This window comes from Corynebacterium sp. HMSC075F02 (genome assembly GCF_001838335.1).
GTDB lineage: Bacteria > Actinomycetota > Actinomycetes > Mycobacteriales > Mycobacteriaceae > Corynebacterium > Corynebacterium jeikeium_D.
Genome location: NZ_KV836302.1, coordinates 70,460 through 90,936 on the forward strand (window position 1 = coordinate 70,460; position 20,477 = coordinate 90,936).

The following is a 20,477-nucleotide window of genomic DNA, read 5'->3' on the forward strand; positions in this document are numbered from 1 at the left end:
ACGCTTTCGCTTGACGACGTCTCCCCGGCCCGGCCACGAAAGTGTTCTCTTTAGCCGCGAGCTACTGCCAGGGCCTCTTCCAGGGTGAAACGCCCTGCGTAGAGCGCCTTACCCACAATTGCGGAGTCAACGCCCTCATCGACCAGTGTGGCAATAGCTGCAATGTCGTCCAGGCTGCTGACACCGCCGGAAGCGACGATTGGAGCATCGGTAGCAGCAGCGACCTCGCGCAGCAGTTCCACATTCGGCCCCTGCAGGGTGCCGTCCTTGGAGACGTCAGTCACCACGAAACGGGATGCACCCTGAGCATCCAGGCGCTCCAGCACCTCCCAGAGGTCACCGCCGTCGGAGACCCAGCCGCGGCCGCGCAAGCGCCACTGCCCCTCTTCGTTAAGAACATCCAGACCAATGGCTACACGGTCGCCGTAGTTGGCGATAACCTCGCGGCACCACTCCGGATTCTCCAGTGCGGCGGTGCCAATATTGACACGGGCGCAGCCGGTGGCCAGCGCAGCCTCGAGCGAAGCGTTGTCACGGATACCGCCGGAGAGCTCCACCTTCACGTCGAGCTTGCCCACCACGTCGGCAAGCAGGTCGTAGTTCGAACCGCGACCAAACGCGGCATCGAGGTCGACCAGGTGGATCCACTCAGCGCCTGCGTTCTGCCAATTCATGGCAGCTTCCAGCGGTGCACCATAGGAAGTCTCGGTTCCAGCAGCACCCTGAACAAGGCGCACAGCCTGGCCATCGGCTACGTCTACAGCGGGCAGCAGGGTCAAACTCATGGGGGCTCTACTCTCTTCGACTTTTGGGCGTTGTGGCCATAGTCACCACGACGCTTGTTGCTAGTTATCTCAGTATAGGTGGTCTAGGTGGCGAAATTCCGCCACCTACCAGGTAGTGCGGTTAGGGCAGATACTACCGATTGGGCAACTACAGCGTGTCCACCCAGTTCTGCAGCAGCTTCAACCCTGCTTCACCAGACTTCTCAGGGTGGAACTGCGTGGCCCACAGCGGACCGTTTTCCACGGCTGCGATAAACCGATCGGATTCGTGGGCAGACCACGTCACCAGCGGCGGAGCGATGCGAGAATCCGTATTAAGGTCCCACTTGCGCACACCGTAGGAGTGGACGAAGTAAAAACGCTGATCTTCCAGTCCCTTAAACATCTTTGAGCCTTCCGGTACTTCAACCGTGTTCCAGCCCATGTGCGGCAGAATCGACGCCTCGAGACGCTCGACAGTACCGGGCCATTCACCACAACCCGGGGTGCCGGTGACAGCTGCGGATGCGTCGGTCTCCGCTGCGTGGATGCCGTCGGCGTACTCGACGCCGCGGTCAAAGAGCACCTGCATACCGACGCAGATTCCCATCACTGGTCGACCACCTGCGAGTCGAGAGCCGATCAGGCGCGGCCCTTGTACTCGATGCAAACCCTCCATGCATGCGGCATAGGCGCCGACGCCGGGAACGAGCAGACCATCGGCCTCCATCACGGTCTTCGGATCGGCGGTCACAATAACCTCGGCACCCGTGGTGGCCACAGCGCGCTCAGCTGAACGCAAATTACCGGAGCCGTAATCAAGGATGGCAACGGTCGGGGTCTTCGTCGAAGGTGAGACTTGTTCCATAGTTGGACATTTTAAGGCGCTGGGAATCGATGTTTGCCACTTACCCCAAGAAAACTGCCTGGATAGGCAGAAGCACTGGTATACAACTACCGAATACTTTGGTAAACTCAAGGTTAACAACAGGTTAACTAAGTTATTGATTTATCCCTAATACCCCTGATTACTTTTTCACAGAGAGGCTCCGACGCCATGACTACCGCATCCGTTCTTAGTAAATCATTTGCCATTGTCCGCGAGGACCTTCACCGGCTCTACGGTGCAGCCTGCGATGCTGCGACCATCGATTCCATCCTCGACGATGTCATTGCAGAGCTGTCCAACTCTGCGAAGGTGACTAACTTCCTCCCCGTCCTCGCCGAACGCGAGGCCACCGAACGCATCAAGGCCGCGAGCGGATGCAAGGACTTCGCCCCGCGCCAAGAGATTCTCTTTGCCGATAGTCGCGGTTCCGGCCGTAGCCAGATTGCCACTGCCCTGGCCTACCACCTGGTTGGTGACGAAGTCTTTATCCGCACTATCGGCCTCAATCCAGAGGATGGCCTGAACCCTCGCGTCGTCGCGGCTCTTCACGACCGTGGCGTGGACACCTCACGCCTCACCCAAAAGGCGATTACTCCCCGCGTTTCCCACCGCGCCGATGTTGTCGTGCTCATGGGCATCGACGAGACACCAGCAGTCCCCGGCGACCGCTACGTGGAATGGGATGTCGCAGATCCGGACAGTCTCACAGACGATGAGCTGCAGTCGCTTATCGACGATATCGAAACCCGCCTGCGGGCTCTCTTCACCGAGATGGACGTCGCCGTCGCATAAACAGGCACGGCTGCCCCACGCCGGGGGTTGCATCTAATAACCAAAAAGAGTGGCTGCGCAAGAACTTGCGCAGCCACTCTTTTTCAAATGTCTCTTTGTGTGTAGTTACTTCTTCTTGCGGTCCCGAACCGTCAAACGCGTCACTGCATTCTTTGCCGGGCGGGCAACACGCACAGCGGCCTCCGGCGTACGACGCTTCACGGCATCCCCCAGACGACGCAGCGTAGCGCGGGTGTTCTGGTACTCCGCCACGCGGTGCTTTCCGATGATTCGGTCGAGCACCGCACCAATGAGACCAACTGCCAGCAGAGCTGCCGCAAAGGCAAAGACAGCCGGGTACGGACGGAGTGCAGCCGCGGCTACGGCTCCCAGAACGAACGAGCCGATACCAGTGCCCGAGTCAAAGGACATGTTCCAGAAGGCACTGGCCTCAGCAGTACGGTCACGCGGCAGGCGGGCAAACATCAGCAGCAGAGCCTCATTTTGCACTATGCCGAAGCCCGCGCCGTAGAAAATGGCCGCAACCAGCAGCAGCCAGGCCGACAGATCAAAGAGAACCACGCCGGACATCATCAGCAGGCCAATAAAACCACTGATCAATGCCGGAATCAGCAGAATTCCAGCCTCCGACTTCCGGTCGGCGTAGATTCCTGCGAAGTAACGGAACACCATCTGCGCGCCACCGAGAACAGACAGCGACAGGCCAGCCACAACCGCACCGGAGACCAGATCGATTTCGCGAGCTGCCGGGGCAAGGAATGCGGAAATACCACCAAAGCCCATCGCAATCGTGCAAATTGCGAGCGCGGGAATGGCCACCAGCTTCCATGTGGCAACGTGCTCAACGGGGCTCGGCTGAGTTGCTGCAGATCCGGGCACAGGATCGCCGACGTCTTCCTTGCCGCCCTTGCCCTCCTTCGGCGCTGGCTTAATCTTCGGGATAAAGAGTGCCATCAACGAACCGACAAGCGAGATGACGGCGCCCAAGACATAAACAGGGGTGTAAGAACCCGTCTTGTCCGCAATGATTAGTCCTAGTGGCAAGAAAATGAGCTCAGATAAACCAACTGCCACACCGAGAACGCCAGAGGCCTTACCCAGAAATTTCATTGGCACTAGCTCGGCAATCAATGCGGACTCGGCGACAGTCAACGCACCGAAGCCCATACCGCGGAGAACCGCAATGATGAGCACCAAAGCAGCATCGGTGCCAAAGATGTGCAGAATCGTCGGCAAGCCCAGAAACAGACCTGAAATCAGCATGGTCATGCCGTAGCCAAGACGGCGACACATACGTGGAGTCTGCGTCTGTGTGAGAACGGTAGCGGCCATAAAAACACCGGTGTAGGCACCGGCGAGCGAGGTTCCACCGCCATCGTCAAGAATTGCCTGCGGAATGACAGGCATGAGGAGTGACCAGCCACCGAAGGCGGCCATCACGGCGACTAGCGTAGGTACTAGTCCGGGCGCTTTCCACATGCTGTCCAGTTCGTCCAACTGCCTGCGGTCCATCACCCGGGACGCCATTTACTCCATCACTCCTATCAACCACAAAATTGCGCCGGCGAGCGCGATCACAGATAAGAGACCAAGGACAATTGTTCCGACCCTCGATCCGGATTTATAGAGTGACCATGTTCCGCCCACCAGCAGACCAGCGACAATGAACAAAAAATAAGTGCTCAGCGTCGATGCGGTAGACACCTGCGCTAAAAGCACGTCTACAGACGTTGTTACCATCGATTCCCCTAAAATGCCAGCTAAGGCGGATTTTCCGGTTTCCTACAGTGGCCGTCTACTTCAGCTGCGACCTACAGAGTGCCCTTGGTCGACGGCACACCGTGGACGCGCGGGTCGTCCTCGACGGCAGCACGCAGGGCACGGGCCACAGCCTTGTACTCAGCCTCGGTGATGTGGTGCGGATCGCGCCCGTAGAGACAGCGAACATGCAGCGCAATACGGGCATTTAGGGCGAAGGACTCAAAGAAATGCTCGTTGATAACCGTTGCGTAGTGACCACCAATGACGGCAGTCAACATCTGCTCTGGTTCGCCAGTGCCAACGAAGTACGGGCGACCAGACACATCAACCACTGCGTGTGCCAGCGTTTCATCCATCGGGATATAGCAGTCACCAAAGCGACGAATACCAGACTTGTCCCCCAACGCCTGGGCGAAGGCCTGCCCCATCACAATGCCGGTATCCTCCACCGTGTGGTGCGCATCGACCTCGGTGTCGCCGTTGGCGTGCACAGTCAGGTCGAAGCTGCCGTGGGAGCCGAAAGCGGTCAACATGTGGTCGAAGAACGGCAGACCGGTCGAAATATCGGTCTTGCCGGTGCCATCGAGATTCACCGAGCAGACGATGCTCGATTCGCGGGTGGCGCGCTCGACACGGCCAACGCGCTCAGTGCGCTCTGCCTCCAGATGGTCCTTATCACTGAAGTGCATAAGTCAGATCTCTCCTTGTAGTGGGATGTACCGGCAGCATTTCGCTTAAGCCAGCGCGGTCGCTGCCAATTTCTTGGCCGCCGCCAGCAGCGCATCATTTTCGCTGGGCAGACCAATAGTGGCACGGAGACGACCGGGCACGCCAACATCGCGGATGAGTACTCCCTCATCCAAGAAGCTCTGCCATGCCGTCGCGGCATCGGCGAAACGACCGAAGAATACGAAGTTGGAGTACGAGTCAATCACGTCGTAGCCATAGCTGTTCAGGGCGGCTACGACGCGATCACGCTCGTCGGCAAGCTTTGCGACGGTCGACAGCGTCGCATCCGAGTGGCGAAGTGCAACCGTGGCAGCGGCCTGCGTCAACGTCGACAGGTGGTATGGCAGACGTACGAGCATCACAGCATCAATAAATGCCGGGTTAGCAACGAAGTAGCCGAGGCGGCCTCCGGCGAAGTCGAAAGCCTTGCTCATCGTACGGGAGACAACCAGCTTCGACGGGAACTCAGCCAGCAGCGTTGTCGCCGACGGCTCCTCAGTGAACTCGGCGTAGGCCTCATCGACAATGACGATGCCCGGCGCGGCTTCAATAATGCGGCGCAGGTCAGCGAGCGTGGTCAGATTGCCAGTCGGGTTGTTCGGAGTCGTGATGAAGATGACGTCAGGACGGTGCTCGGCAATGGCCGCGAGCGCACTATCCATGTCGATGTCGAAGGTCTCCGGGTCGCGGGCGATGCCGATGAACTCCGTCTGCGTGCCGGACGAGAGGATCGGGTGCATCGAGTAGCTGGGCACAAAGCCCATTGCGCTGCGCCCCGGCCCGCCAAATGCCTGCAGCAGCTGCTGGAGAATCTCATTGGAGCCGTTGGCGGCCCATACCTGGTCGACGGTGATGTCCACGCCGGTCTGGCGGGTGACATAATCGGCGAGTGCGCTGCGCAGTGCTACTGCGTCACGGTCCGGGTAGCGGTTGAGGTCAGAGGCGACCTTCTCCACTTGCGCCACCAGGTCGGCGATGAGGTCATCGGATGGCGGGTACGGGTTTTCGTTGGTGTTCAGGCGAACATCGACGTCGAGCTGCGGGGCACCGTAGGCTTCCTCGCCGCGCAGTTCGTCGCGCAGTGGCAAATCTGCCAGCGCCAACTTGGCTACCGACGGCTGTGGCTGATTCTCAGGCTGGTTGCTCATTAGTTGTTCCCCTTTTCTGCGCCATTGTCCTCAGAGCCGAGAAGCGTCTCAAAGCGGGCACGGATGGCCTCGCCGTGCGCTGGCAGTCGTTCTTCGTTGGCCAGGACTACTACGCTGTCGGCAACTTCCTTCAACGCGGCCTCGTTGTAGTCAATCATGTGGACCGACTTGAGGAAGGTGTGCGTTGACAGGCCCGAGGCGTGGCGGGCGGTGCCGGAGGTCGGCAACACGTGGTTAGAGCCGGCCGAGTAATCGCCCAGTGGCACCGGCGAGAAGCGACCGATGAAGATTGCGCCGGCATTGGTAATGCGTTCGGCATCGGCCTGCGCGTTTTCGGTGTGGATCTCCAGGTGCTCAGCGGCGTAGGCGTCTGCAACCTGGATGCCGATATTCATGTCGTCGACAAGCACGATGCCAGACTGATCGCCGGTGAGCGCCTCGCGAACGCGGTCGGCGTTCATGGTGACCTCGTAGCGGTTTTCGACCTCGCGGTCGACGGTGGCGGCGAAATCGGCGTCGTCGGTGATAAGCACGCTGGCGGCCATGACGTCGTGCTCAGCCTGGGAAATCAGGTCGTAGGCGACGGAGACAGGATCAGCGGTGTTATCTGCGAGAATGGCAATTTCGGTCGGGCCAGCTTCGGCGTCGATACCGACGACCGAGCGGCACAGGCGTTTGGCGGCGGTAACGAAGATGTTGCCCGGACCGGTGACCATGTCGACCGGCTCGAGGCTCTCGTTTTCATCGCCGTATGCGAGCAGTGCGACGGCCTGTGCACCACCGACGGCCCACACCTCGGTCACGCCAAGCAGCTTGCAGGCAGCCAGGATGGTCGGGTGCGGCCAGCCGTCGTTGTCGGCCTGCGGCGGAGAGGCGACGACGAGGGACTCCACACCAGCTTCCTGAGCTGGGATGACGTTCATCAATACGGACGACGGGTAGACGGCGTTGCCCCCGGGGACGTAAAGACCGACGCGCGAAACCGGAATCCACTTCTCGCGGACAATGCCGCCGGGCAGAATTTCAACAGTCTTATCATTCGGCTTCTGAGCAGCGTGGAACGCGCGCACGCGCCCGATGGACTCCTGCAGAGCAGAGCGGACATCGTCTTCCAGCGCAGCTTCCGCGGCATCGATAACCTCCGCTGGAACGCGCATGGATGCCGGACGAATACGGTCAAACTTCTCGGAGTACTCCATCGCCGCTTCCACACCACGGACTGCCACGTCATCGACAACGGGCTTGACCGTGGGAATCATCGAATCAACGTCTGCCGCACCACGCGGCAACACTCGACGCAGAGTGGCGGTGGTGGGAGTCTGACCGCGAAGATCAATAGTGGACAACATAATTAATTAGTAACCGCCTATTCGCACGATGGATTCATACGTGAGCACTTCAGAGTGACAAAGAAATGACAACAAAGTATTGAAAATCTGGGTCAAAGCCAAAGACTTTATCCACGGTTTTCGCTACTATTCGCCCTTAAAGGCACCCTTGAGTATGAACTAAGCATATCTTTCTCACGTTAGGTTCATACCGATTGCCCCATTTAACCCCTCATACTGTGGCGCAAGTTAGCTCCGCCACAGTGACCCATTACAGTGTTAAGGAAAGTAGTAACCAGTCGTAGAAAGGTCAGCTGTTGAACCAGGAAGGAAACAGCCCGGATTTGCCGGAGCTCGTCGCAGCCTATGCAGACGCGACCGCAGCCGACAATTCCCTGGCCACGCGCCAACTGGAATCAGTTTTCGCGCATCATTTCTACAACCCACAGCTCTTTTCTGACCCGGAAGCCCACGGCGTTACCGAACACGTCGGCGCGTTTTACCGCATAGTCCGCGAGGTCACCGAATCGCTCGGCATGATGACGGCTGCGCACGATGCCGCCCTGAACTGGATGGTATGGGCATCCGATAACGACAACGTCCCGGAGTACTGGCGCGCCCGGGCACGGCTAGCGGCGGATGAAGCCCGCCGCTACACCACCTTTATCGCCGATGGCCCCACCTCTGCTGCCGCAGAGACCGAAATCCCACTCATCGCACGCATGAGCAGGGAGATCACCTCGTACCGGGCACTCGTGCTTGCCGACGATCTGGATGCCCCAACCAGCAGTCACAGCGCGGTGACCACGGATGCGGATGGGCCGCGGCCGCAGGAATCGTCGGCAAGCGAAGAAGCGGAGGAGCCGTTTAGCCCACGCCAGTGGAAGAAGCGGGCGGCACTGACTGACGCGCTGATTCGGATTGCAAGCGCCCTGCGAAAGGTCAACCGCGAGGACTTGGCACGGGAGCTGCACGAGATGATTCGTGCACTGCCAAATGAGGATAAGTTTGAGTCGATTGCGCTGGCGAAGACTCTGACGGAGGCATCACTGCTGCACCGAGCCGGGAAAGTCGTCGACGCAGCGCGACTTTGCGCCTCACAGCTCAATGCAATCGGTAACCGCTCCGTAATCGCGGGCCTTGAGCTGAGGCAGAATTTGGCACGGTACTCGATAGAGACAGGTAATAGCGATACCGCGTTCCGAATGCTGTCAAACAACGTGGCAGTCGCGGACCAGCACAGACTGGACACTGACTATATTCTCGCGGTTCGTGAGATGGCAGACATCAACTTCGAGGTGGCACACAACAAGCCCGATGCCGGGGAGATGCTGAAGCTAACTCAGCGCGCCCAGGATGTGTCGGCAGACTACCCCAACTGTGAAGTCACCATGGAAATCGCGCTGCTGAAGGCAACGGCACTGTACGAGCTCGGAGATTTCCACCATGCCGGCCAGGAAGCGGAGTCGGTTGCAAAGTGGTCTGAGCCTACCCAGGATTCCGCACGTACTGATTTTTCCTGTGCCATTGCGGCGGAATCGGCAGTCCAAGAGGGCAATACTGAGCATGCCGCAGTACTCTTCGACGCACTGGCCGATATTCGTGCCGGATACTCGTCCCCGATTTCGCCTGCGGAAACTCTGATGGATGCCGCACTATCACTCAGTAACGTGGGCGCTACAAGTGAACTGACTGACCACCTGATGGAACGCTCACGTGGCTACGTGGTTGGGTCCTGGGAATCGGCCAAGTGGCATGAAGCACAGGCGCTGTTGTGCTGGTCTGTGTGGGACAACGACGGCGTGTACAAGTACGCCGACGAAGCTGCCGAGCTTTTCTTAGAAGCCCACGCCCCTGCCGACGCCGCCCGCACACTGACCATCGCGGTGCGTGCTGCTGCTAGTGATAACAATGAGGAACGCGCCCGCCGGTTCGCGGTTCGCATCGGCGACCTAGTCGGCCCGGATCACCCGGTGCGCGATGAAGTTCGTGGACTAATGCGTAGCTTTTCAAACCCGGCTTAACAGCGCACCCGACTGCACAGGTCTGAAAAACAAAGCAGTTTTTGCATCTTCCCGATGCCACGGGCGAAGATAGTCCAATGGTCTGGTGGGAAGAAGAAAACTCTGAGTCTGGAATTCAAGTTGGCGATTGGGATACCGGCATCGCGGCCGACTACGCGTCAGGGAATTCAGAAAACGCATCAGCAACGGAGAACTCGTCCGAACCCCTGGACTTTCCTCCCCTGCCCAATCCGCTAAAGGCATTACCGGACTCACTTCCGGAGCTGCTGGTTATTTCCCGCAGGGCCGGTGCCACGCTCGACCACGTCACCAGTTGGCGCGCTGTCACCAAGTTCGCCCACACGCACTGGTTAGCCGACGCGCCTACCAACTCCCCCGATGTCGTTGGCGAATTCCACGCACTCAGGCACGCAGTCGCCGACCAACTGGAATTAGTAGAAGAAGCCGCTGCTGCACGCGCCGAGTGGCTGCGCTGGGCAACTGAGGCCAACATCCGCCCCGCGATCTTGCACGCACGCTCCTACGGAGCATTCGCCGAGGCAGAGGCCTTCATCGACGCCAACCCAGGTGATGCCATCACCGGCCGGCGCCCCGAGGACTCCGAAATCCCCGAGCTGATCAGGCTTACTAAGGACATCGTCGCCACCACTCCACAGCCCGGGGAGGCCTATTACTACCTGGTCAGCGCGGCTGTTGCTGGTGCCGCAGCATCGCTGGCGCGCCGGGCGGAAATCGCCGGTCAACTCTCTGAATGGTCCGCACGCTGGGCACCAAAGCGAAGCAGTTTTGATGACCGCAAGCTATTGGAGGCGCAGCTCGCGCACAGCCGTGGTGAGCTGCGCAGGGCCGCCCGCATCGCAGCCAGCGTCGCGGCAGCCCCTCAGTCGGAACCCGTCACCACGACGATTGAAGCTCGCCAATTCCTGGCTTTCCTCTCTCTGGAAGCTGGTGAGGAAGCGGAGGCAATCCGCCAGCTACGCCCAATCGTGCAGGCTGGTCTCGATGCAGGACTCACGGTCGCGGTGCTTCGCAGCGTGCGTCTGCTCTGTGCGCTTCTCAACGCCCACGGCGATTTCGCGGAATCCGCCGCAATTGCCCGCCGCGCGCTCGCCAGCGCCGAAGGCATTCCGGTCAACCCCATCACCATGGATATCCAGCTCGTTCTGGCCCGCAGTCTCCTCGACGCCGACGAGGTTGACGAGGCGCTGCGCTTTGCCGAACCAGTTGCGCACTGGTCAGCATTTACCGCCGATGAAGAACGCACCGACGCGGCTTTTTCTATTGCCTCCGCAGCCGCGGGTCTCGGCCATAATCCCCGCCAGGCGGCAAAGCTGCTCATCGAACACGGCGAGCACCTTGAACGCAACGGCGATACCAAGGGTGCTGCCAAGGCCTACCGCCAGGCTGCGCGTTCCATCATTCATGTCATTGACCTGGTCATTTCCGAAGAGGGCTCCGAATTCACCGCCGAGATCGTCTCCGAGGACGCTTCCGCCGTCATTGACCACACGCTCAACGAGGCTGAGGACCTGCTGCTGCGTTCTCAGAAGCTCATCTCCGACGACTGGTCACTCGCCGACTGGCACGACGATGCCGCCTACGTCTTCTACTCCGCTGGCCGCGACACTTTGGCCATCAACCATGTGGAAGCCGCCGCGAAGGGCTACCTGCAGTCCGGCGATGGCGAGGAAGCCGCCCGCGCGCTGCTGGCGGGGGTTCGATACCGTCTCGACGCGGGTGATTCCGACGGTGCCGCCGCCTACGCCCGGCGCGTCGAAGAGCTTCTGCCCCGCGACGTGTGGGAAGGCCATCCTGTTCTCGATGCCCTTGACGTCATCATCATTCAGTCGCTTGACGACGAATACTAGCGCCCCGCCCACTTCAGTGCTGGCGGTGGCACAAAGTAGAGTGTTAGGTCATGACTACTTCTGGTGATTCCGCGACTTCTAGCCCGCAGCAGCTTTTCGACGCCGCCACGGCATTGGCTGAGGAAAACAACCTCTGGGAAGCAGCCCTAACTCTGATGCAGGGGTTCGAGGAGCTCGGCGACGAGGCGGATGCTCCGCAGACCGACAGTCTGGGGCGCCCCATCCGTGGCTCTGCACCGAAGCTGATGGACAAGGCCGCGGACTGGTTGGATTTGCTGGATAACCTGGAGAAAGACGGCTTCGAGCCGACTGCGGACACCCCTCCGCGCCACTTGCGCTGGGCGATGTGGCACACCTTGAACGGCCAGGCAGAGATTCGTCGAGGACATCAGGGGCGCGCCATTGATCACCTGGAGTTGGCGGCGGGACTTTTCCAGTCCGACAAGCTCAATATCCAGGCCGTGCCTCTGCTTGCACAAATTGCACAGTGCCACCTGCATTTGGGCGATGTCGCTGCTGCGGAGAAGGCGCTTTACCGCGCACAGGAAACCTGTGATGAGCAATCGCGGGAGCGCTGGGGGTCGGCACTAAGCGAGATTGGCGCAGAAATCGCCCGTCGCCTGTAGGCGAAGCTGCGAAGCGATACCGGGGGCTGATTCAGCTACTGCTCGTCGAAGTCGAGTCCGACATCGAACACCTTGGCCGAGTGGGTTAGCGCGCCCACAGCCAGGTAATCGACACCACAGGACGCGTACTCACGAGCCACATCGATGGTCAGTCCACCAGAGGACTCAAGCTGCGTGGCCGGAGAAATCTGCGAGCGGCGCTGCACCGCAATCTGGGTCTCCCAGACCTCGAAGTTGTCCAGCATGACGATGTCCGGCTTCATCGGCAGGATCTCATCGAGCTGTGCGAGGGTATCGACTTCCACCTCACACGGCAGCTCCGGGTACTGATCCCGCACCCTCTTCAACGCACCGGACACGGAACCGACAGCCACCACGTGATTGTCCTTAATCAGTGCTTCATCGCCCAAAGCGTAGCGGTGGTTAATTCCGCCGCCGCAGGTCACAGCATACTTTTCCAGGTTGCGCAGCCCCGGCAGCGTCTTTCGGGAATCGCGCACCCGCGCACCGGTGCCAACGATTGCGTCAGCCCACTGGCGCGTCGCAGTAGCTACACCACTGGCGTGCGTGAGGATATTCAGCATTGTCCGCTCAGCAGTCAGCAACCCCCGAGTCGGCGCAGAAATCGTTGCCAGCACTGTGCCAGGACGCACCAGGGTGCCATCTTCAACGTGCTTTTCGACGGTGAACTCACCCGAGATGACCTCCTGCAGCGTCCACTCCACCGCATCGATTGCCGCGATAACGCCCTCTTGCCGGGCCACCAGGCGGGCGAGTGCCTGCGCAGATGCCGAGACTGTCGACAGCGAGGTCACATCCGGCCCGAAGCTCATGTCTTCCTGTAGTGCCGTCCGAATGAGGCCACGGGTGATGTTTTCGTTCAGCACCCCGCGCAGAGTGTCCTTCTCAAGAGTCATGGTTAGCTAATCCCCATCCTTTTCAAACCAAGTGTGGCACCCCAAAGTATATGGTCGTGCCAATGCTGCTTCGACGACTTTCCTTGCGGCCACGACCTGAACCGATTGCGGGAGCCGATCGATAACCGCCAACGCCTGCCGCAAGCTCTGCTCATTACGCGTTACACCAGCGCCTTCCTGCATCGCCGTCTGCAACCGGAAAAGCTGCCGTGGTTCCAGTTCTGACCGTGGCTGAGGCAGGCTTTCAACGGCCGCTGCGAATTCCTCGTCCCCGACCGGCACAGCGTGTGTTTCAGCGACTTTTTCGACCACCCGCTTGCCGACGACCAGGCCCTCCAGCAACGAATTGGAGGCCAACCTGTTGGCACCGTGGAGCCCTGTTGCGGAGCATTCGCCGGCCGCATAGAGGCCCGGCACACTAGTTGCACCGAATGGGTCGACGGCAATACCACCACAGGTGTAGTGGACCGCCGGGGCCACGGGAATGAGGTCCTTGGTCGGATCAATCTCCGCTGCGGTCAGGCCCGCTGTGATCGTCGGAAAGCGGGCGGCGAAGTTGTCGATGTGACGTGCGTCGAGGAAGACGTGGTCCTCGCCGAGCTCGCGCATGCGAGTCGCGATGGCGCGCGAGACGATATCGCGCGGAGCCAGGTCCCCGCGAGGGTCAACGCCGGCGGTCACACTGTTGCCCCGGGAGTCGACGAGAATGGCTCCTTCACCACGGACAGCCTCGCTGATGAGATGGCGTCGGCCGGTGCCATCTGATGCCGAGCGCTCGTCATAGAGCACCGTCGGGTGAAACTGGATAAACTCCATGTCCCGAATCTCCGCGCCAGCATCGGAGGCCATGCCGATAGCCTCACCGCGGGCACCCGAGGGGGCCGTGGTCGCGCGGTAAATATGGCCCACGCCGCCGGTAGCCAGCAGAGTGGCGCCTGCTCGAATAGCTCCACCCCCACGGGGATCCGCTACCAGCGCCCCCAGCACGCGGCCGTCTTTGCCAACGATGAGCTGGCGCGCTGTGGCGTTTTGTAGTACTCGCACGCCGGTAACTGAGGCTTCTAGGGCGCGCTCGATTTCAGCACCAGTGGCGTCACCGCCGGCATGAATGATGCGCCGCGCGTGGTGTCCGCCCTCTTTGGTGCGGGAATATACGGCCGGGTTATCCCGCGCCGGGTCGAATGTAGCGCCTAGCCCTATCAGCCACTCGGTCGCCGCAGCGCCAGCACGGATGATAGAAGCCACGGCCCCTTCATCGCAGTGGCCGGCACCGGCATCGAGAGTATCCGCGATGTGGGAATCAGTGGTGTCATCGAACCCATTGGCCACATGGCCGCTGGGGTCGTCGTCAAGCCCGACGACCGCGAGCCCGCCCTGTGCGAGATTCGTGGCCGCATCGGCGAAACGTAGCTGTTTGCGGGCACCGACGCGCCACTCGACGCTGTCGATAACCAGCACGTCGAGGCCGAGCTCAAGGGCCCGACGCGCAGCACTGAGCCCTGCGACTCCCCCGCCGATGACGAGGAAGTCACACGTCAGTGTCCAACTGTCGAATGATGGGCGCAGACCAAACGTGTTACTCGCCTCCGCCTGGGTTACCGATGGCGATCATGCGCTCGACAGAAGCGCGCGCCTTGTCGGCGACATCCGGCTCGACATCGACTTCATCAGTGCCCTCAACGAGGCAGCGCAGCAGAGCCGCCGGAGTGATGAGCTTCATGTACGAGCAGGAAGCGCGGTCGTTGACCGGCTCAAAGTCGACATCCGGTGCGGCCTTGCGCAGCTGGTGGAGCATGCCCACCTCAGTGGCCACGAGCACCTTGCCGTTGGGCTTGTTCTCCTTCAGCTTCTGCGCCTCGGTCAGCATCTCGCCGGTGGAGAGCATCTGCACGCGCTCGGGCTCGATGGTGCCTTCACCTGCGAGGTAAATCGCAGAGTTCGCGCAACCGCACTCCGGGTGAATGAACAGCTGCGAATCGGCGTTCTCTTCCGCGCGGTGCGCGAGTTCCTCACCATTGATGTTGGCGTGGACGTGGCACTCACCAGCCCATACCTTGATGTTGTCGCGGCCGGTCTCACGGCGGACGTGTGCGCCGAGGAACTGATCCGGGTTGAACAGGATCTCCTGGTCTTCCGGGATGGACTTGACCACGTCGACGGCGTTGGAGGAAGTACAGCAGATGTCGGTCAGAGCCTTTACGTCTGCCGTGGTGTTGACGTAGCTGACCACCAGTGCGCCGGGATTCTCAGCCTTCCACTCGGCCAGTTCGTCTGCAGTGATGGAGTCCGCCAGGGAGCAGCCGGCGCGCTCATCCGGGATGAGGACGGTCTTCTCTGGGCTCAGAATTTTGGCGGTTTCCGCCATGAAGTGGACACCACAGAAGACGATGACGTCAGCATCGGTTTCCGCAGCGATGCGGGAAAGTCCGAGGGAGTCGCCGGTGTAATCGGCAATATCCTGAATCTCCGGCAGCTGGTAGTTGTGCGCAAGAATTACGGCATTGCGTTCGCGGGCGAGGCGCCTAATCTCCTGGGCCCAGCGCTCATCTGCAATTACGCCACCGTAGCGGCCATCTTTATCGACTACCGATTCGTACAGATCCGATTCAAGGCGCGGCAGGCTGGAAGCATTGGCCGCAAGGCTGGTATTCACGGAAAACTACGTCCTTACTTCAATGGGCTGTGGCTACGACCGGAAAAAACGCCGTCACCGTTACCGGCAACGGTCCCCGGAGGCATTCGCAGCGGACTCAAACGGGCAAGTGCAAGAGACCTAAGCTCGCCACACAATATCGAAAAAGCCCCTAAATCGGGGCGAATACTGACATCGAAGACGAACCTATTTCCCAAAATTGTAAGGCTTGTATAAGCCTATTTCCCAATAACTACCCCTGTTCAGTAGGAAATAGTGCTTTACGACGGCCCCCGCGCAGAACCTCACTGCCTCACTTAGTGACCGAATCTGCGTCCGCAACATTGTCCGCAGCGCTCTCGTTACCTTCCGTGAAGTCCGTTTGGAACAACACCCGGGACCACAGTGCGAGCATGGCAACCAGTGGCGCGACGAGCAGTGCTACATAGGTTTTGAAGTCTGGAATCACCGAGAACTTATCGCCCGGCTGCATGCCCGCCAGATCCGGCTGGAGCAATGCCGCAACCGACTGACCGACGAGGTACGTCACTGCTGCGCTCATCAACGCGGAGAAACCTGCCCAGCCAATTGCTGTGAGCATCTGCACAGGCGTCGTGATGGCACGGTTTCGGAAGGTAGTAATTCCCAGCACCAGGCCGCTGATGGCAGTGACAGCAACAAACCAGAGCAGCCCAATAAAACCAGCGTCAACGGTTTCCTGAATAATCGCTAGTTGGTTATCCGGGAGCATTTGCACTTGCTGCTTGGGGCGTAAGAATGCCCAGGCCACTCCGGCTATCGTTCCCGTTACAACGGAAAAGAGAACAATACCCGAGGCCATTGCCACGCTCTGCTTTTCAACGTGTGGGACTCGGGTATTTTTCATAGTCATAGTTGACTAACTTACCTCACGGCGCACATCCAGTACTAGCGTGCCCGAATGGCGCACTAGCACAACCAGCGCCTTTTATCGCTGCTCCAACATAACGGAGTCCACTTCGCCGTGGCGCGAGCACTTTGCAGTCCAGCCGTCCGGACGCACCTGCACCACCATCCGGCGCCCACAGAGCTGGCAGAACCGAGGCGCCTCCAGTCCAGCTTTTGCACCATAGGAGCGTTCGCGCACTTCACCAGCTTCGAGGTCGGCGCCGGTAAAAGGATCGAACTTGGGCTCATCTCCCAGCACCATGGCCTGGAGCAGCTCTGTGGAGTCGACTTTCTTACTCCGCGGCGAGCGCGGGCTAGATGTCCGAGGCTTAGACAGTTGCATTGAGAGCCTTAATTGGGAGTCGTACCTTGCCAAGCATGTCTAGATCCTGCTCCGCCGGACGGCCCAGAGTGGTCAGGTAATTACCGACAATGACAGCGTTGATACCGCCGAGCAGCCCCTTTTCTGCGCCCAGGTCTCCCAGGGTGAGCTCACGACCACCAGCAAAACGCAAGATAGTCTTCGGCAGTGCCAAACGGAAGGCACCGATGGCACGCAGTGCATCCTTAGCTGGCATCGGCTCGCGACCGGCGAACGGAGTGCCCGGGCGCGGGTCGAGGAAGTTCATCGGCACCTCGGTCGGGTTGAGCGCCGCCAGGTCCTGAGCAAACTCAGCACGCTGCTCAAGGGTCTCGCCCATACCCAGGATGCCGCCACAGCAGACTTCCATGCCAGCTTCGCCGACCATGCGCAGGGTGTCATGGCGCTCTTCCCAAGTGTGGGTGGTCACGACCTGCGGGAAGTAGCTCTTGGCGGTCTCAAGGTTGTGGTTGTAGCGGTGAATACCAGCCTTGGCCAGGCGATCCACCTGTTCCTGCGTCAGAATGCCCATCGATGCGGCCACATTAATGTCAACCTCTGCCTGAATGGCGGCGACGGCCTGTTCCATCTGGCTGAGCAGTCGCTCATCCGGCCCCTTTACTGCAGCAACGATGCAGAACTCAGTCGCACCAGACTTTGCAGTCTGCTTGGCGGCGTCCACCAGAGCCGGGATATCCAGCCATGCCGAACGTACCGGAGACTCGAACAGACCCGACTGCGAACAGAAGTGGCAATCCTCTGGGCAGCCGCCAGTCTTCAACGAGATAATGCCTTCAACCTCGACCTCTTCGCCGCACCACTTCAAGCGCACCTCATGAGCCAGCGCCAGCAGTTTCTCGATGCTGTCGTCATCGAGGTTCAGAACCGCCAGGGTCTCCTCGTAGTTCAGCCCCTCTCCGCGGGCGAGCACCTTTTCGCGGGCGAGTTCCAAAATGTCCTGCTGCTGTTGAGTCATGGGGGGTGACGCTCCTTGAGGCTGGGGATAAAACTTGAACACCGTTTCAGAAGTTGTACAGTTATCAAACTTAATACCGCAGCTACAGAATGTCGAACAGGGTTCAATTCCCGTCGTGTCGCGGATTTACGCTCCCCATTTCAGCCTTGAGACATCTTCCAGATGATTCTTCTTTCGTCTACGGTAGGCAGTGTGCAATTGACCAAGGACATCATTGTCGACGCAGCTCTCACCATTCTCAACGAGTACGGACTCGGCGATCTCACGATCCGCCGCCTGACTCGCCACTTGGGTACCGCCGCTGGCGCAATGTACTGGCACTACCCTTCCAAGCAGGCACTGCTGGGCGCCGTCGCTGACCGCATCTTGGCTCCCTGCACAGAGTTTTCCGCCACAGGCGATTGGCGTGCCGACATCGAAGCCGTCGCCGAGCTGCTCTACTCCTGCCTCACCGCTCATCGGGATGGCGCCGAGGTCGTCTCGGCCGCGCTCGCTACGGGCACCGCCACGATTCGCCCCGAACAACTGCTTGCCGACGTCCTGGAGAACGCATCCGAAACCTCCATCAGCACCCCATCAGCGGCTGATACCGCGTCTGTCCTCGTGTACTTCATTCTCGGTGCGACAGTCGACCAGCAGACAGCCATCGCGCTTAATCTAAATGGCGCCAAGGGCGTTTCCGACAATGGTGATGCCAGTGGCGAGAACACCGCCGGTAAGGACGCTGAGGTCGAGATTTCCTCTGAAGATACGGCTACACAGACAAAAGAGCTCGGCCGCCAGCGCATTGCACTGGGAACCGAGCTCTTTATCGCCGGAATTGCGGGGGTTGCGGAGACTAAGGGGATTGCAGGTCAGTAAGCCCCGCTGAAACAATCACGCTCACGGTCAAGCCCCGGCGCTAGAGCACCAGAGCTGCTACCCAACCAGCTGCCAGCAGCGGCAGGTTGAAGTGCAGGAAGGTCGGAATAACCGAATCGCGAATGTGGTCGTGCTGCCCGTCGGCATTGAGACCCATCGTCGGGCCGAGCGTCGAGTCCGATGCCGGCGAACCAGCATCACCTAGAGCACCTGCAGTACCAATGATGGCGACGGTAGCCATCGGCGAGAAGCCCAGCGACAGACACAACGGCACATAGATGATGGCGATAATCGGCAACGTCGAGAAGGACGAACCAATACCCATCGTGACCACCAGACCAACGACCAGCATGGCGAATGCAGCGGCAGGCTTGTTGCCCGCAAACAGCTCTGCAGTAGCGGTCACCAGCGGCTCGATCTGGCCGGACTCCGACATCACCGAGGCGAAGCCCTGTGCAGAAATCATGATGAAACCAATCAGGGCCATCATCTTCATACCGGCGGTGAACACGTCGTCCGCCTCACGCCAGCGCACGGCGCCGGTGAACATGAAGATTGCCAGACCAGTGAGTGCACCAATCAGCAACGGATCGGCATCGGTCTCCATAGAATTCATCACAATCTGGACGACGAAAGTCACCACGATTGCAACGAGAGCGACGATAACTCGGTACTTCGACACCGGTTCGTCAGACTGGGTTTCTGCGTGTGAGGACTGGGCAATCGGCCGATCTTCGTAATGCCGTGGCTTCCGGTAGGAGAAAAATACGGCAATGGCCAGACCGGCCAGCATGCCGAGAGCCGGGATGCCCATCGTCATCATGATGTTGATATTGGAAACATCAAGGCCAGCATTCTCGATGTTCCCCAGCAGGATGTCGTTCAGGAAGATAGAACCGAATCCGACCGGAACCCACATGTAGGTGGTGACCAAGCCGAAGGTCATCACACTGGTAATCATTCGACGGTCGATGTTGAGGCGGTTAAATACCGGCAACAGCGGCGGAATAATCAGCGGGATAAACGCAATGTGAACTGGGATGAGGTTCTGCGACATAATCGCCATGGCCAAAATGCCGGCGACCATACCCCACTTGGTCCATGCCTCTGCCTTAGATTTAGCGCCTTCATCCTCCGTACCGATCTTGGCAATCAGCCAATCGGCCAGCAATTTGGGCAACCCAGAGGATGCCACTGCCATGGCAAAGGCACCCAGCATGGCATAGCTCAGGGCAATCTTCGCACCACCAGAGAGGCCTTCCTGGAAGGCAACCATTGTGGCATCGAGCCCCATACCGGCGGAAAGACCACCGACTAAGGCGCCAATAAACAGCGCTAGCACAACGTGTACCCGGCAGACCGCCAGGATTAGCATCACCAAAACGGCGAGAAGAACGGCATTCATAAGGAAAATATTAAGGCAACCTTAAGTATTTCCAGCAACCGGGGCTAGAAAGACTTCACCCCAAAATCTTTACACCCCGGCTAATGCGGCTAATCAATCGAGACGAGTCCCTGGCCGCCCTGCACTGCGTCGCCGACTTCGACATGAATAGAGCCGACGGTGCCTGCAGCCGGGGCCGTAATCTCGGTTTCCATCTTCATTGCCTCGAGAATGAGCAGCACCTTCCCAGCCTCAATCTTCTGGCCTTCCTCGACCAAAATCTTGCTGACCGAACCTGCCAGTGGCGCCACCACCGAATTGGCGGAGACACCCGAGACACTAGCGGTGGCCGGCTCAACGGAAGCGCTCGACGATCCACCCAACACGATGGGCGAAAGACGCTTGGGCTCCTCAACTACTTCAACGTCGACATCGTAGGCAATGCCGCCGACAGTCACTTTCAATTTCATGGCTCAACAATCCTCACGTA

The 20,477-nt window shown here is 59.7% G+C and carries 19 protein-coding genes; 5 read left to right on the plus strand and 14 right to left on the minus strand.

All coding sequences use genetic code 11. The features are described 5' to 3' along the window. Window positions 1-50: 50 nt before the first annotated feature. Together priA and hisH are read right to left on the minus strand one after the other, a co-directional pair. Complete coding sequence (gene priA, locus HMPREF2920_RS00310) at window positions 51-785, minus strand: bifunctional 1-(5-phosphoribosyl)-5-((5-phosphoribosylamino)methylideneamino)imidazole-4-carboxamide isomerase/phosphoribosylanthranilate isomerase PriA (RefSeq protein ID WP_016422946.1); 735 nt, start codon at window positions 783-785, stop codon at window positions 51-53. 148 nt (window positions 786-933) lie between these two features. Continuing rightward, window positions 934-1,632 carry an imidazole glycerol phosphate synthase subunit HisH gene (gene hisH, locus HMPREF2920_RS00315; RefSeq protein WP_016422947.1) on the minus strand — a complete coding sequence of 233 codons (699 nt, stop codon included), beginning with the start codon at window positions 1,630-1,632 and terminating at the stop codon, window positions 934-936. 189 nt (window positions 1,633-1,821) lie between these two features. On the opposite strand from hisH, the gene HMPREF2920_RS00320 reads away from it, so the two are divergent. Then, window positions 1,822-2,445: an arsenate-mycothiol transferase ArsC gene (locus tag HMPREF2920_RS00320; protein WP_016422948.1), complete on the plus strand. Its 624-nt coding sequence runs from the start codon at window positions 1,822-1,824 to the stop codon at window positions 2,443-2,445. Window positions 2,446-2,550: 105 nt separating this feature from the next. Here HMPREF2920_RS00320 and HMPREF2920_RS00325 read toward each other — a convergent pair whose 3' ends face one another. The 4 genes from HMPREF2920_RS00325 to hisD form a co-directional block, all read right to left on the minus strand. Further along, a complete protein-coding gene (locus tag HMPREF2920_RS00325) occupies window positions 2,551-3,972 on the minus strand; it encodes an MFS transporter (protein ID WP_049182106.1) in 1,422 nt (473 codons plus the stop codon). A 284-nt stretch (window positions 3,973-4,256) separates the two neighbouring features. Beyond that, a complete protein-coding gene (gene hisB, locus HMPREF2920_RS00335; RefSeq protein WP_005510321.1) occupies window positions 4,257-4,895 on the minus strand; it encodes an imidazoleglycerol-phosphate dehydratase HisB in 639 nt (212 codons plus the stop codon). Window positions 4,896-4,940: 45 nt separating this feature from the next. Continuing rightward, entirely contained in the window at window positions 4,941-6,083 is a 1,143-nt protein-coding gene (locus tag HMPREF2920_RS00340) for a histidinol-phosphate transaminase (protein ID WP_016422951.1), read from the minus strand. Continuing rightward, the gene (hisD, locus tag HMPREF2920_RS00345; protein ID WP_016422952.1) at window positions 6,083-7,432 is read right to left on the minus strand and encodes a histidinol dehydrogenase; all 1,350 of its coding nucleotides are present in this window, start codon (window positions 7,430-7,432) and stop codon (window positions 6,083-6,085) included. The genes HMPREF2920_RS00340 and hisD overlap by 1 nt, the downstream gene beginning before the upstream one ends. Window positions 7,433-7,728: 296 nt before the next feature. Here hisD and HMPREF2920_RS00350 point away from each other — a divergent pair, with 296 nt between their 5' ends. The 3 genes from HMPREF2920_RS00350 to HMPREF2920_RS00360 are packed head-to-tail and all read left to right on the plus strand — an operon-like array spanning window position 7,729 to window position 11,929. After that, window positions 7,729-9,435 (plus strand): hypothetical protein, encoded by a 1,707-nt coding sequence (locus tag HMPREF2920_RS00350; protein WP_016422953.1) that lies wholly within the window; start codon window positions 7,729-7,731, stop codon window positions 9,433-9,435. A gap of 41 nt (window positions 9,436-9,476) precedes the next feature. Next, entirely contained in the window at window positions 9,477-11,303 is a 1,827-nt protein-coding gene (locus HMPREF2920_RS00355) for a hypothetical protein (RefSeq protein WP_246821088.1), read from the plus strand. A gap of 50 nt (window positions 11,304-11,353) precedes the next feature. Beyond that, a complete protein-coding gene (locus HMPREF2920_RS00360; protein ID WP_049190032.1) occupies window positions 11,354-11,929 on the plus strand; it encodes a hypothetical protein in 576 nt (191 codons plus the stop codon). A 35-nt stretch (window positions 11,930-11,964) separates the two neighbouring features. On the opposite strand, the gene nadC is transcribed toward HMPREF2920_RS00360, so the two are convergent. The 6 genes from nadC to bioB all read right to left on the minus strand — a co-directional run bounded on the left by nadC (window position 11,965) and on the right by bioB (window position 17,742). Further along, complete coding sequence (gene nadC / locus HMPREF2920_RS00365; protein WP_070853968.1) at window positions 11,965-12,846, minus strand: carboxylating nicotinate-nucleotide diphosphorylase; 882 nt, start codon at window positions 12,844-12,846, stop codon at window positions 11,965-11,967. Between the two features lie 6 nt (window positions 12,847-12,852). Continuing rightward, a complete protein-coding gene (nadB, locus tag HMPREF2920_RS00370; protein ID WP_049170299.1) occupies window positions 12,853-14,412 on the minus strand; it encodes an L-aspartate oxidase in 1,560 nt (519 codons plus the stop codon). Between the two features lie 10 nt (window positions 14,413-14,422). Further along, entirely contained in the window at window positions 14,423-15,499 is a 1,077-nt protein-coding gene (gene nadA, locus HMPREF2920_RS00375) for a quinolinate synthase NadA (protein ID WP_049193980.1), read from the minus strand. A gap of 292 nt (window positions 15,500-15,791) precedes the next feature. Next, the gene (locus HMPREF2920_RS00380; RefSeq protein WP_049193981.1) at window positions 15,792-16,370 is read right to left on the minus strand and encodes a hypothetical protein; all 579 of its coding nucleotides are present in this window, start codon (window positions 16,368-16,370) and stop codon (window positions 15,792-15,794) included. Between the two features lie 75 nt (window positions 16,371-16,445). Then, complete coding sequence (locus HMPREF2920_RS00385; RefSeq protein WP_016422960.1) at window positions 16,446-16,748, minus strand: biotin synthase auxiliary protein BsaP; 303 nt, start codon at window positions 16,746-16,748, stop codon at window positions 16,446-16,448. Further along, complete coding sequence (bioB, locus tag HMPREF2920_RS00390) at window positions 16,735-17,742, minus strand: biotin synthase BioB (protein WP_049193982.1); 1,008 nt, start codon at window positions 17,740-17,742, stop codon at window positions 16,735-16,737. Before bioB ends, HMPREF2920_RS00385 begins: the two co-directional genes overlap by 14 nt. Before the next feature lie 192 nt (window positions 17,743-17,934). On the opposite strand from bioB, the gene HMPREF2920_RS00395 reads away from it, so the two are divergent. Next, window positions 17,935-18,603 (plus strand): TetR family transcriptional regulator, encoded by a 669-nt coding sequence (locus tag HMPREF2920_RS00395; protein ID WP_224783712.1) that lies wholly within the window; start codon window positions 17,935-17,937, stop codon window positions 18,601-18,603. Window positions 18,604-18,643: 40 nt separating this feature from the next. Here the strand turns inward: HMPREF2920_RS00395 and HMPREF2920_RS00400 are convergent, their stop codons facing one another. Together HMPREF2920_RS00400 and HMPREF2920_RS00405 are read right to left on the minus strand one after the other, a co-directional pair. Then, a complete protein-coding gene (locus HMPREF2920_RS00400; RefSeq protein WP_049193985.1) occupies window positions 18,644-20,008 on the minus strand; it encodes a Na+/H+ antiporter family protein in 1,365 nt (454 codons plus the stop codon). Window positions 20,009-20,097: 89 nt separating this feature from the next. After that, window positions 20,098-20,457 (minus strand): biotin/lipoyl-containing protein, encoded by a 360-nt coding sequence (locus HMPREF2920_RS00405; protein ID WP_070853969.1) that lies wholly within the window; start codon window positions 20,455-20,457, stop codon window positions 20,098-20,100. Between the last annotated feature and the right edge of the window lie 20 nt (window positions 20,458-20,477).

Coding starts and splice junctions, on each gene's coding strand:
- priA (WP_016422946.1), bottom strand. CDS start 785: ATGAGTTTGACCCTGCTGCCCGCTGTAGACGTAGCCGATGGCCAGGCT.
- hisH (WP_016422947.1), bottom strand. CDS start 1,632: ATGGAACAAGTCTCACCTTCGACGAAGACCCCGACCGTTGCCATCCTT.
- HMPREF2920_RS00320 (WP_016422948.1), top strand. CDS start 1,822: ATGACTACCGCATCCGTTCTTAGTAAATCATTTGCCATTGTCCGCGAG.
- HMPREF2920_RS00325 (WP_049182106.1), bottom strand. CDS start 3,972: ATGGCGTCCCGGGTGATGGACCGCAGGCAGTTGGACGAACTGGACAGC.
- hisB (WP_005510321.1), bottom strand. CDS start 4,895: ATGCACTTCAGTGATAAGGACCATCTGGAGGCAGAGCGCACTGAGCGC.
- HMPREF2920_RS00340 (WP_016422951.1), bottom strand. CDS start 6,083: ATGAGCAACCAGCCTGAGAATCAGCCACAGCCGTCGGTAGCCAAGTTG.
- hisD (WP_016422952.1), bottom strand. CDS start 7,432: ATGTTGTCCACTATTGATCTTCGCGGTCAGACTCCCACCACCGCCACT.
- HMPREF2920_RS00360 (WP_049190032.1), top strand. CDS start 11,354: ATGACTACTTCTGGTGATTCCGCGACTTCTAGCCCGCAGCAGCTTTTC.
- nadC (WP_070853968.1), bottom strand. CDS start 12,846: ATGACTCTTGAGAAGGACACTCTGCGCGGGGTGCTGAACGAAAACATC.
- HMPREF2920_RS00380 (WP_049193981.1), bottom strand. CDS start 16,370: ATGACTATGAAAAATACCCGAGTCCCACACGTTGAAAAGCAGAGCGTG.
- HMPREF2920_RS00385 (WP_016422960.1), bottom strand. CDS start 16,748: ATGCAACTGTCTAAGCCTCGGACATCTAGCCCGCGCTCGCCGCGGAGT.
- bioB (WP_049193982.1), bottom strand. CDS start 17,742: ATGACTCAACAGCAGCAGGACATTTTGGAACTCGCCCGCGAAAAGGTG.
- HMPREF2920_RS00400 (WP_049193985.1), bottom strand. CDS start 20,008: ATGAATGCCGTTCTTCTCGCCGTTTTGGTGATGCTAATCCTGGCGGTC.
- HMPREF2920_RS00405 (WP_070853969.1), bottom strand. CDS start 20,457: ATGAAATTGAAAGTGACTGTCGGCGGCATTGCCTACGATGTCGACGTT.